Origin of the sequence: Mesorhizobium sp. M1066, assembly GCF_040318635.1 — a bacterium.
Classification (GTDB): Bacteria; Pseudomonadota; Alphaproteobacteria; order Rhizobiales; family Rhizobiaceae; genus Mesorhizobium.
On the sequence record NZ_JAMYMR010000076.1, the window covers coordinates 1 to 12020 of the forward strand.

The 12020-nt window shown below is 59.6% G+C and carries 4 protein-coding genes and 4 pseudogenes; 5 read left to right on the forward strand and 3 right to left on the reverse strand.

All coding sequences use genetic code 11. The annotated features are described in order from the left end of the window. Both NKH52_RS34540 and NKH52_RS34545 read left to right on the forward strand, forming a co-directional pair. Positions 1 to 429: aminotransferase class III-fold pyridoxal phosphate-dependent enzyme (locus tag NKH52_RS34540; RefSeq protein WP_352657958.1), on the forward strand; the 429-nt coding region annotated here is incomplete at its 5' end. A 142-nt stretch (positions 430 to 571) separates the two neighbouring features. Continuing rightward, entirely contained in the window at positions 572 to 2029 is a 1458-nt protein-coding gene (locus tag NKH52_RS34545; protein ID WP_352657961.1) for an NAD-dependent succinate-semialdehyde dehydrogenase, read from the forward strand. A 1022-nt stretch (positions 2030 to 3051) separates the two neighbouring features. On the opposite strand, the gene NKH52_RS34550 is transcribed toward NKH52_RS34545, so the two are convergent. The 3 genes and pseudogenes from NKH52_RS34550 to NKH52_RS34560 all read right to left on the reverse strand — a co-directional run. Further along, a complete protein-coding gene (locus NKH52_RS34550; RefSeq protein WP_352657963.1) occupies positions 3052 to 5586 on the reverse strand; it encodes a two-component system VirA-like sensor kinase in 2535 nt (844 codons plus the stop codon). A 684-nt stretch (positions 5587 to 6270) separates the two neighbouring features. Further along, a pseudogene (locus tag NKH52_RS34555) lies at positions 6271 to 6602 on the reverse strand (type IV secretory system conjugative DNA transfer family protein); the annotation flags it as partial. Positions 6603 to 7441: 839 nt separating this feature from the next. Beyond that, positions 7442 to 7791, reverse strand: a pseudogene (locus tag NKH52_RS34560) (DDE-type integrase/transposase/recombinase); the annotation flags it as partial. Positions 7792 to 8184: 393 nt separating this feature from the next. Between NKH52_RS34560 and NKH52_RS34565 the strand changes: the two are divergent. The 3 genes and pseudogenes from NKH52_RS34565 to virG form a co-directional block, all read left to right on the forward strand. Beyond that, positions 8185 to 9741 carry an ISL3 family transposase gene (locus NKH52_RS34565; protein WP_352736030.1) on the forward strand — a complete coding sequence of 519 codons (1557 nt, stop codon included), beginning with the start codon at positions 8185 to 8187 and terminating at the stop codon, positions 9739 to 9741. A 163-nt stretch (positions 9742 to 9904) separates the two neighbouring features. After that, a pseudogene (locus NKH52_RS34570) lies at positions 9905 to 10930 on the forward strand (IS110 family RNA-guided transposase). Between the two features lie 216 nt (positions 10931 to 11146). After that, positions 11147 to 11422: pseudogene (virG, locus tag NKH52_RS34575) on the forward strand (two-component system response regulator VirG); the annotation flags it as partial. Positions 11423 to 12020: the final 598 nt, after the last annotated feature.

The window sequence follows — 12020 nt, forward strand, 5'->3', positions numbered from 1 at the left end:
CACGGTTTCACCTATTCCGGCCATCCGGTGACAGCCGCCGTCGCCGCCGAGGCGATCAGGATCTACCGCGAGATCGATCTCGTGAACCAGGCGCGCTGCCTCGGCGAGTACCTGCATGCAGCGCTCGCCGAAGCGCTCGGCGACCATACGCTCGTCGGTGAGGTCCGCGGCCGCGGTTTTATCGCGGGCATCCAGATCGTCGAGGATCGCGCCGCCCGTCGCGCCTTCGCGCCGGAGCTGCGAATTGGCACCGATGTCGAGCGGCGGTGCCGCGAGCACGGAGTCATGATCCGCAACATGGGCGACGTGCTGGCGATCTGCCCGCCGTATGTGATCACCCCCAAGGAGATTGATGCCATGGTTGACGGCATTCGGGCAGCTCTTGATGAGACCGCGGCGGCTCATGCGCGGACCGGCCAGTCGGCATGAACCTCCGGGGCCCGACGGCGAGACATCGCGCCTGGGCGCGAGCACGTATGGGTCGTTCTGCCGTGCGACAAGGGCGCTTCGCTAAGGCGCGAGCCGCAGCATATCGAATCCTGATCACCATAAGCCGAGCGGAGGCTAGACCATGCTGCAGAAAACCAGCCATTTCATGCGCCAGGCCAATCTCATCAATGGCGAATGGGTGCAGGCCGACAGCGGCCAAACGGTCGACGTCAACAACCCGGTCACCGGTCTCAAGATCGGCACCGTGCCGAAGTCAGGCAAGGCAGAAACCCGCCGCGCCATCGAAGCCGCAAGCGAAGCCTTCAAGACTTGGCGCAAGACGACCGCACTCGAGCGCTCGAAGCTGCTGCGCAAGCTGCATGACGCGATGATGGACAATCAGGACGTGCTGGCCGAACTGCTCACCATCGAGCAGGGCAAGTCGCTGTTCGAATCGAAGGGCGAGATCGGCTCGGCCGCGGCCTATATCCTCTGGTTCGCCGAGGAAGGCCGCCGCACCTATGGCGACGTGGTGCCGTCACCCTGGGCGGATCGCCGCATTCTGGTGACCAAGGAGCCGGTCGGCGTCATCGCCGCTATCACGCCGTGGAATTTTCCGTCCTCGATGCTTGCCCGCAAGCTCGGCCCGGCGCTCGCCGCCGGCTGCACCGCGGTGGTAAAGCCCGCCTCGCAGACGCCTTACTCGGGTCTTGCCTGGGGCGCGCTCGCCGAGGAAGTCGGTTTCCCGAAGGGCGTCATCAACATCCTGACCGGCTCGGCCAGCGAGATCGGCGACGAGATCTGCGCAAATCCGCTGGTGTCGAAGATCACCTTCACCGGCTCGACCGAGGTCGGAAAGCTTCTCATTCAGAAGTCGTCGGTCACCGTCAAGAAGGTGTCGATGGAACTCGGCGGCAACGCGCCGTTCATCGTCTTCGACGACGCCGACCTCGATCGTGCCGTCGCCGGTGCGATCACCGCCAAGTATCGCAATTCCGGTCAGACCTGCGTTTGCACCAACCGCTTCCTGGTTCAGTCTGGAGTCTATGACAAGTTCGTCGAGAAGCTCGCCGCCGCCAGCAACGGGCTGAAGGTCGGTTCCGGCCTCGAGGACGGCGTGCAGCAGGGACCGCTGATCGACGAGAAGGCGGTCGAGAAGGTCGAGGAACTGATCGCCGACGCGACGTCCAAGGGCGGCAAGGTCGTCGCCGGCGGCAAGCGCCATGCGCTCGGCGGTTCGTTCTTCCAGCCGATGGTCATCGCCAACGCGACACCCAAGATGCGCTTCATGAAGGAAGAGATCTTTGGCCCGGTCGCACCGGTGTTCAAGTTCGACACCGAAGAGGAAGCCGTCGCGCTCGCCAACGACACCGAATTCGGCCTCGCCTGCTATTTCTACACCGGCGATCTCGGCCGCGCCTTCCGCGTCATGGAAGGGCTGAAATACGGCATGGTCGGCGTCAATGACGGCCTCATCACTACGCCGGAGGCGCCGTTCGGCGGCGTCAAGGAATCCGGCCTCGGCAAGGAAGGCGGACATCAGGGCATCGAGGACTATCTCGACACCAAATATGTCTGCATCGGCGGCCTCGGACTCTAGTGGGCCGGCTTTTCCCGCGTCTCAGAACGCGGAATGACGAACCCGCGGGTGATCCGGTGAAAATCTTTACGATTCCGAGGAGAAGGGACTTAAGATCGTGAGCGCCCTATGATCTTACGTTTCCGGAAAAAGCTTAGGAAACAGCGCGCTCAGACTGGCCATTTCCGAGAAATCGCAAACCGAGCTTGCCATGCTCCCCTTACCAAAAGGTTTGCCACAGAGCCCCCTCGGCCCAGGTGATGGCAACACGTGACGAGTTTGCGCGGCAATCGAGGTGAGCTTTGCCAGGCCGAAACTGGCGCGTTCCAGCTGGTGCGAGTCCGGCCGGGGTAAGGGATAGCGCGCTCGGTAGCGACTGTTGCGGCGTGGGAGGTGACGACCACGGCAAAGCGTACATAGCAATCATGTGGGTGGGGAAATGAGCCAGGATGTATAAGATTGCAGGGGCCGAGACGTTCTCATCCGTCGAAGGCGACATGTGCGGAGGCGATAAGCGAGGAGCCGTCGCCCTGCCGGGGCCTAGCGCCATCAAGCATGAAAGGAACACGTCGGAACCTGGGATATAGCTTGCCTGGCCGGGCGGCGATAGCCTTTTCGGCGCGGGCGAGGAGCCGTAGCCGATGATGAACACAGGAGAAGTCTGGCGTGAATGGGGCGATGATTGTCAAGCTTTGCTCCCGAGTCAGTTCGTCAACCATCTTGCCTGACCGATTGGCGACCATCTCCTCGTCCCGACCTTATATTACCGTCGCCTGTCGCCGCGAGCGCGCAGTGACTTGTCAAGGATGGAGGCCCGCAGACCCCATCGCGGGGCGACTTGTCCTTGACGGTCACGAGCACGGCGGCAGGTTTGCCGTGGTCGGGGATCCCTTCCTTGGGCGGAAGCCGACGACAGTGTTCGAGGGGAACTCGCCATGAGCCGGGTGCGCAGAGATCGTCCGACGCTCTTGTATTTGCTGGATCCCAGCCGGCTCCGCCTCCGATTGCCTCGGTAGCTCGGTAGCCTGAGCGCGTCGGCGGCATCATGCCATTATCATCGTACGAATTGCATGCTCCATCGTCCTGGACGAGACCGGTTTGGCTAGCCAAAGGACGAAGGTCTGATTACCAGATGTGATCGGCATGGGGTCGCTTCCACCAACGACGATGATGGGCACCGTCATCAGGGTGGGACGTACGGCTTCGGCCTGTCCTCGCCCAAGGAAAGTCGCTTCATCGAAAATTAGGAGGTCGGCTGCCTTCCCGCTCTCGATCCAGTCGCAAAGACTTTCGAAGGTCGCGAAGCCGACCGGCTTATAACCCAGCGCGGCGATCTTATCCTTGTAGATCTCCAACGCTGCTGGATCGGGCTCCACGACTGCAATGATTTCTCCGTTGCCAAGTGATCCATCGTATGGACCGGAAGCGCTATCAGCTCTGACCTGCTCCTCAGCGCAGGCCGGTAAGTAGAGATCGAAGCGTGTACCTCGGCCAACAGCCGAGGTGACGTCAAGGCATCCTGCGAGCGCGCTCACATGGCGGTCCACTGCAGCAAGACCCAGTCCGGTCCCGCCGACGCGAGAGCGCGTGGTAAAAAAGGGCTCAAAGATATGCGGAAGCACCGAACTTGCGATTCCTTGGCCATCGTCGCTGATGGAGAGGAGAACGTAATCTCCCGGTTTCAAGGTGCCCTTAGCCACGGGCTTCGTTTGACAGACGTGAGCGCGAGAAACGCTAATCTCGACACGGCCCTCATTCAAGAGAGCCTCCGACGCGTTCTTGCATAGATTCATAAGGATCTGCTGTATCTCGGTCGGGCTGCCCTCGATCACCGTTTGCCACTCGTTGATCTTGAAGTTCAACTGAACATCTGCACGAAGTGTAACCCGCAGCAATGGCGCGAGATCCATTACACTCTCCGAGACGTCGAAAGGCATCGTCACGCGCTTCCGATTTCGGCTTAGTGACAAAATTTGATCAATAATCAGCTTGGCTCGGTTGCTGGCCAAGATAATTTGGCCGATGTGGCCCCGAATTCTCGAGGGACGGCGCACAAGACCTTTAGCCATCTCTGCGTAGCCGACTATTGCTCCTAGAACATTATTGAATTCATGTGTAACGCCGCTTGCGATTGTGCCGACAGCCGTCAGCCTTTCCGCATGCTCCCATCGACTCTCAAAAAGGTTACGTTCCGTGTGTACACGTTGCATTTCAAGATGGTTGCCTAAACGCACAGTAGCGCTCGCCAGAACCAGTAGGTCGTCTGTGGGGGGTGGTGAGCGATCTCCTTCAAAAACAAGGATACAAACCGCAGCCTGCTGATCGGAGGCCCTGCAACCAACAATTTGACAAACACCGGTAGTGCCTACGGCAGTCCGAACCACTTCCGACGCCGGAACGACGCGAAACACTGGCTGTTCCGGGTGTACAAGTGAGACGACTTCATGGATTAGCGTGGCGTTCCAGACGCGCATGCGCTTGTTCGCGACAAAGTACTCGGTATTCCTGCTGATACTCGGATCCACCAGAGCAAGCGCGCATTGATCCGCATCGAAAACGCATTGAATGAGTCTAAGCGCTGCTTCGGTGGAGAAGCGCCGCGAAGCCTTCGTTGCTTGACTGTCGATGAAGCAAGCTTCGATCTCACTCATTGCCGCTTCAAGCTCTAACCGCCTTTCCAACCGGTTCGTCCGCACATGCAGCGTGGAGGCTCGAATGGTCGCAAACAAGCAGAGGCATATGGACACCAGGCCAAAGAAAAGTCGTGTACGCTGCGCTTGCGCGCTGGCGAAGCTGTAGGCTTTCAGATGTTCTCGCTCCAATTCGGCAGCCTTGGCGAACGTGTCGAAGGATGGGATCCGATTGACAGCGCGGTCCAACCTCAACATTGAGGACAGGATAGCGCGGCCCTCGCGGGCAACATCCTGCGTGACTTGGTCCTGGCTAGGAGGAAGTCGGCCGAGAGACTGATCGATTTGTAATGCGAGGCTGAATCCCGGTCTGGCCGAAAATTGAAGGATCAGATTGGAAAATTCAGGCCTGTTCGACACCCCCCCCCGAAGGCGATTAGCCGAGCGAGCAAAGCGTACGAGAGAGCTTTGCAGAAGCTCATTTTGCGCGGCCGAGGCCGAGATGGCAGCTTCTGTGTTTTCGAGGGACTTTTTGAGCTGTGCAAGCAACCTGGAGTGCACCCCGGAGCTCTCATTGGGCGAAATCTCAACAAGGCGTTGGTAGTTTTGAAGGTTCCTTTTTAATGCTTGCCCGGTAGAAGCAACGGAACGGAAGTCCAATACCATGTCGGCGCGGGCGACGTCTCGCTGGAGCAATGCGTAGTTGATCTGAATCGTCCGCAGTTCGCTTAGGACCGCCTCGTTGATCTGGGGGTCTTGCCACTGTATCGCGACCAAGAGCGCAACCGAGGCCACTAGGGCCATTACAGAAGCTTTGTCGGTACTGAGCCATTTTTCCCAAACGAACGGCGTTTGATCCGCGGTGCGTGCCTTGCGAAGGTCCGATTTGAATTCTAGCTCCCCATCGCGTCGGTGTGCGGCCGGATGCTGCTGGAACAGGAAAGCCAAGTGTACCTCTCCCCTCAAATAGGCGGTGTAGACACCGTTGCACTCTGCCCCCATGGCCCGCTGACCTTCCATTGATTCGCGGGCGTTTCGACCTCGACGGCGAGGCGGCAGCACAAGGCGGGCAACTGATCGCAGTTTTCGGAACTGGTGTTCCGAGAGATCATCGAAGGGGCATACAAGCGCACGCCTGCAGCAGCCGAGGATGATACCGGTCGGTCAAACGCAACTGGCGAGGGCCGGATCTGCTGTTGGCTGGCAGCTAACACTGGCGGGGCGGCGGCCTCAACTCCGGCGTGCCTAGAGCCGGCTGCTGCGAAAGCGTCCGACACGCTTCCCTTGGGGTCATCCCGTCCAGCGGGCATCCTTGGATCGCTGAAAAAAGACGAGGCGGCTTGATGATCCTGCCCTCGCTGAAGCACCTCGCGAAACCCCTGTTCCAGTCGCAGAAGCTCCTCTGGACCGGTAGGCGGCTCGTCAGCTCGACCATCGAACAGCGGCCGGAGCGCCTCGGACACGTGCTGCTCAAAGCCCACTCGCCGGGCCTGGACCGCTTGCCCGTCTTCCAAGCCGGCGTCCTGCACCTGCGACAAAGCTGTTACACGGGATGGATTACTATTTCGCGGGTTCATACTAGCCTCACATCAAACTGTATCGTCAAAGTCCTGCGCCAATCCACGCAGCGGCTCATCGAGTTGATTCTGTGGAGAGCCCCCCGTCTGCTTTCGTCAAGGGCGTCGGCTCCGGGAGGGCGCCTGTCTGGCTTTCAAAGATGCGTTTCAGAATGCGATCCGAAAAATATCGCACCTTCCTCAATTTTAATGGTGGCAGACTTTGACGAGAACGATTTCGTACTCGTCATTGAGCAGCCGCACCTGTTCGGGACGCAACAGCGGTGCACCTTGATGTGAATTCTGAACGTTCCAATCGAACGTTCGCGCCTGGCTGTAGGAAATCGATTGGGCTTGAAATGTGAATCCACCGATAGCTTTGGAAATGTAGTTCGGAGTCTCGTCATCTACCTCGATGTTCCTAGAAGCGCGCCGGCAGCCCGGGCGGGGGGCTTGGGGTTAGACTGCCGGCGCACGCCACTCATAAAGAGCGGCCTCTTTTCGCGGTTCGGACACCCATAGTCAACCCGGCAACGTCTGGATGCCCGCTGTGCTTTTTGCAGAGCGGCGATGCCGGGCATATCGGCCGATCCTGTCTAGGATGGTGTGGCCACTCTCGTCGGCCGAGTTGATGCTCCAGCCACTATCGCCTTGCCGACCAGCATGAGTTCGCCGTTAGCAATCCATCGTTGCGAGCCGAGACCGAGGTAAAAAGCGCGTGTTATCGACTATGCAGCTGACGCTCCCGCTGACGCCTTCGAGTGCGCACGCTATGCCCCGTTCGCACCCTCTTGTGAATAGTACTGCCCCATGCACCTGAAACCGCCTCCTGGGACCAGGCTTGCTCAAGCCCTTGATTCAACACGATTGATCCGGCGCCAAGGGAAGCGGTTTCGAGGTGCCGCAGCGCGTACATGATGATGGCCGCCGCGGGGGCCTCGCGGACTTCGAGAACCTTTTCACCGGTTGAGATGTGTTCGAGCCCGGTTGCTGACATACTGGCTCTTGCGGATGCTGATCGACTTCAGTGCTCGTCGCGATGCCGCAAGCGATTTTTTGCGGCAAATGACCTTTCCGAAAAGTTTGCGACAGAACCCGCCGACGCCGCTCTCATCGAAGCGGATGAGGCTCAGCGGCCTCCCCTGTCCGACAATTTGCGTCGGTTTGGCGATTTGACGACACAGGCTTGTTGGCCGGGCTTGTCGCGTTGTCTGAAATTGGCCGGCCGAGGGCTGCTGCTGCAGAATTCATGCGGGCGTTCCAGTCACGGCCTTCGATTCGGCGATGGCTTGCAAGCGATGAACATGTATGGCGAGAGCAGAACGTTTGGGGCGGGGCGGGACGAAGAGGTTGCGGAGGGCTGACAAGGTCGAGACGAAGCGTTGCAGGCCTCCCGGCGATCGGACCCCTGCATCATCCGCTCCCGTTTTCGCGGCGGCACATGGGAATTCTCCGCTCCGTTGTTCAACCCCTTGTGCGACCGGTGCTCGACGTCCGGCATCACCTGTCGCTTTGCCGCTCCATACGAGCGCAGCTAGTCGGTGATCATGCGCTTCGGCGCGAGCCCCTGCTTCTTCAACAGCCGCGTCAGCAAGCGCAACCTCTCGCAGGGTGCCCTCTCAGAGTTCGTTCCTGCGCAGCGGCCTTGTTATCTCGATACTGGATAAGCGTCTACGAACCTACGCGCCGCATAACGAGCTTTGTTGCGCTGGTCGGTTCCGAAGGGTGGCTCTATGCATCGCAGTGGCGGACGCGAAATCCTCACCATCCTTCTGCATCGCGCTATTTGGCCTGCCGAAAACCCAATTTCGCCGGCACGCTGCCGCTGAATACGATGATCATCTCGCATTCTTGATATGGAGGCTGTCGTCCTTCCTGGGCACGCGGCTGACGGCGACGAAATGTCAAACGGCTTCCAAAACTGGGTCTGACTCACATTTGATGATTTTGCATGGCGGCGTGGTGCTGTTTTCTGAGGGGAATCAGCACCATGGTGAGAAATTTGCGTTTGTCGTCCTTGATCCCGGCGGGATTGGTCGTCGAGGCCATGGCTGAGAACGAAGGCGTGATCATCATTACCGCGCGGTCAGGGACGCCGGCGCGGCCTTGCCCTCTTTGCCGCAGAGTGTCGAGCCGGGTCCACAGCCGCTATGTTCGACGCGTGTCCGATCTTCCCTGTAGCGGGACGAAGGTAGAGCTCCGCCTCGTCGCGCGGCGCTTCGTCTGCGATGCTACATTGTGCCGTCGACGAATCTTCGCCGAGCGCTTTGACGACAGTGTTGTCACCGAGCGATCGCGCCGGACCTCGCGATTGGAGTGTATCGTTCATCATCTTGGTCTGGCGCTCGGCGGCCGGCCGGCGGCTAGTTTTGCAAAGCGGCTGATGGTTCCGGTCAGCAATGACACATTGCTGCGGGTAGTGCGGCGACGGGCCTGTTTACGAACAGACCCTATCAAGATTGTCGGCATTGACGACTGGGCCTATCGCCGTAACCATCGCTACGGCACGATCGTCTGCGATCTGGAGCGACGGCGGATCGTGACGTTGTTGCCCGACCGAGAAGTTGCCACCGTCGAGGCTTGGCTTGCCGATCACCCTGAGATCGAAACCGTCTCGCGCGACCGCGGCGGCGGCTACGGCGAAGCCACCGCGAAGGCGTTGCCGAATGCGGTTCAGGTCGCCGACCGCTGGCATCTCATGGAGAATGCTTGCGCGGCTTTCCTCGACGCCGTTCGCAAGTCGATGCGGACAATCCGAACTGCAATCGGCGCTACGACGATCAATCCCGACTTGCTCACCTACGTAGAGAAGCTGCAATACGAAGGCTATCTGCGGCGTGAGGAGACAAACGCGGCAATCATGAAACTTGCCGGCGAAGGCATCCCCATCAAGGAGATCGTGCGCCGCACCGGTCACAGTCGCAAACTCGTACGCCAAGTGATCCGTGGCCAGCGAACCGATATTTTCCGCGTCCGGCAGAGTTCGCTCGAGGCATGGTTGCCGTTCCTGGATGGGCAATGGATATCGGGCTGCCACAATGCAAGCGAGCTCTGGCGGCGGCTGAAGACAAAAGGCTTTCGGGGACGCCTGGGCGTCGTCAGCGAATGGGCAAGGCGACGGCGTCGTGCCGAGCAGGCATCCGATCAGCAACTCCACAAGGTGCCGTCAGCCAGAACGATCGCGCGGCTGATGACGACGGCGCGCGATCATCTGAACAAAACCGACACTGTGATGATCGCCGTCATCGAGGCGGGTGTGCCCATGCTGATGGAAGCACGCAATCTGATCGCTGGTTTCCATTCCATGATCCGCAAGAAAGTCGCCGATGAGCTCGAGCCGTGGATCGCCGACGCCGGCAAAAGCCTCATTGCGTCTTTCGCCAAGGGCATCATTCGCGACCATGCCGCCGTCCGCGCCGCGATCACCGAACCATGGTCCAACGGTCAAACAGAGGGACAGATCACCAAGCTCAAGCTTGTGAAACGGCAGATGTATGGACGCGGAAAGCTCGACCTCCTGCAAGCCAGGCTGATCGGTGCCGTATGATCCCGAACTTCATCGAGAGTGCGTCAGACCCAAAATTGGACGCCGATTCCCCGGCTTATAGGGTCAATTTTGCACACGATGACGTAATTGCTGCCGTCGCGCCTTTGAACGAAGACTTGGCTGACGGCAAAAGCCGCCGACCATTGAGATGAAGGAGGCCGCAGTGAAGCAATATGTCGGATTAGATGTGTCGCAGCGAGAGACCAGTGTTTGCGTCGTCGATGATGCTGGAAGGTCTGTCTTCCAAGGGAAAGTGAAGTCCTATCCGGGAGCACCGACCGAGTTGCTCCGCAAACGCGCACCGCACGCCGAGCGCATCGGATTCGAGACCGGCGCAATGTCCAGCTGGCTCTGGCATGAGCTTAAAGGGTCGGATTACCGGTTGTCTGCATTGATGCTCGGCATGCGAGGGCGGCACTTTCAGTTCGAATGAACAAAAGTGATGAGAACGATGCCCGCGGCCTGGCCGAGCAGTTCGCGTCGGCTGGTATCGGGAGGTCAAGGTCAAAAGCACGGAGAGCCAGGCAACCCGATCCCTCCTGGTGGCGCGATCGCGACTTATCGCCATCCGCCGCTTCTCGAGAACCAAGTCCGGTCAATGCTGAAAGAGTACGGGCTGCAGTTCAGTCGCTCAATCGGTGCGCAGTTTCGGCGAAAGGTCGAGGCGTTGGTTGTCGACGGGCATCAGCTTCGATCCGTGATCGAGCCGCTTCTGACCGTCCATGAACAGGCCTGCAGGGAACAGGAAAAGCTGGAGCGGCAGGTACGACGCCTTGCTCGTGAGGATGACACCACGCGCCGGCTTATGACGGTTCCTGGCGTCGGCGTCGTGACGGCGTTGACCTACCGCCACACGATCGACGATCCTTCGCGCTTTTCCTCGGCCAGTGACGTCGGCGCCTACCTTGGTCTGACACCGCGGCGAAAACAATCTGGGGAAACAGATGTCAACGGCCGTGTCTCACACTGGGGAGATCGGCTGTTGCGGACCTATTTATACGAAGCGGCCAGCGTCCTCATGCACCGGACAAAGAAATGGTCGACGCTGAAGGCGTGGGGCGTTCGCCTGTCGAAGCGGATCGGCATGAAAAAGGCGAAAGTGGCGGTTGCTCGCAAGATCGCGGTTCTGCTCCACTGCCTCTGGGTTGACGGCACCAGCTTTGAGTGGGGCGGCGAAAAGATGGCGTGACAGATCCGCGCTCGATCCCAATCGCGGGTCCGCTTCCGAAACCCGTGATGTCCCCGCCGGGACGGTTGAATCGGCTGACGTCGACTTCGAACTTCGTTGCACACGTTGAGGCGCCCAACCCGAACATCATCATGAGGCATTCGACCTCGGAAAGGACCATGACCCCGGCGATGACAGAGCGAAACTCGGATTGACAATCACCCGCAATTAAAGGGCCGATTCACAGTCAAGCTTACCGCATGTGAGTTCAATCTCTTGATCGCATTTCTGGAGAACCCCCGCAACGTGCTATCCAGAGAACGGCTTTTGCTCGCGAGCCGTGTGCGTGGAGAAGAGGTGTACGATCGAAGTATCGATGTCCTAATCATGCGCTTGCGCCGAAAGCTGGAGGCTGATGCGGCCAACCCTCGCCTGGTCAAAACATCCCGTGGCGCAGGGTACTTCTTCAACGCTGACGTAGATGTTAGCTACGGAGGCACGTTGGCCGCGTGACAGTGAGCTATGCTGGAGATTGGGGTGACGAGGCTGATCAAGCCTTCCAACAGTACCAGCCTGATCAATTACGGCGAGAGCTACCGGTCCGGAGATCGCATCAGCGCCTCTGTCGTCAAGAGAGCTGTTCTGCTTGACCCCAGCCATGGAGCTCAACGCCCCGCGTCGGAGCGCTCCCTGCTTCTGAAGGAAGCCATTAGGTCCGCTCGGGCTTGATCGGAGGCTTGGCTGATGGACGTCGTGGTTGCTTCGCTCAGTTGCCGCCCCATGGCGCGGCTTTGCGGATTATCAGTCCTCTGCCTCTTCGCCGGTCTCAACAGCGCTGTGTAATGTTCATTGTTTATGATGACGCCCCCGCTGTTCACGAGGTTGCTCCTGTCAAGTGTACTCGTCAGTCCGTCCTGGGCCTCGCGCGTCTTGCCCAAGTGCCGTTCAAACGGCGCTGGCGCGACTTGTTGAGCTCGAGAGATGGGTCCCTGCTCTCCTGCGTGGCCATGAGCTTGTGCCGCGGTTTGCGCAGCGGCGTCCCCAATGGCACGAGCCTCCATGCCGACTGCGTCTTCCGGACGAGCAGCAAGGGCAATTTCGCGCCCGGGTG